Here is a 340-nt window from a genome sequence, read left to right on the forward strand (position 1 = left end):
ATATAGTGAGGATGGCTTGTGCGTATTAAGATTGTCCATGACAAGAATGATCTTCTCGGCTTCAGGGTACATCTCATCAACCATATATTTGATTTCTTCAGCCCAGTCAACTGCAGTTCTGTGTTCTCTGACGCTTGTGTGATGACGACCTCCTAGCGGCTCTACGAAGGCAAAGATACTGCATGTACCTTTACGAACGTATTCTGAATCAACTTTCTTATTGTCACCTGGACGCATAGCCCATGAATCTCTGACTTCGCCTAACAACTGATATGGCTTTTCATCCATGCAAACTACCGGCACTTTTGGATTGTAAGGAAGCTCATAAACATCCAGAACA

Annotated in this window: 1 protein-coding gene; it reads right to left on the reverse strand. The window is 43.2% G+C overall.

The genetic code is table 11. The annotated features are described in order from the left end of the window. Positions 1-288: transposase (locus tag FD23_RS08850; RefSeq protein WP_201778773.1), on the reverse strand; the 288-nt coding region annotated here is incomplete at its 3' end. Between the last annotated feature and the right edge of the window lie 52 nt (positions 289-340).

Origin of the sequence: Lactobacillus delbrueckii subsp. delbrueckii DSM 20074 = JCM 1012 (assembly GCF_001433875.1) — a bacterium.
Lineage (GTDB): Bacteria > Bacillota > Bacilli > Lactobacillales > Lactobacillaceae > Lactobacillus > Lactobacillus delbrueckii.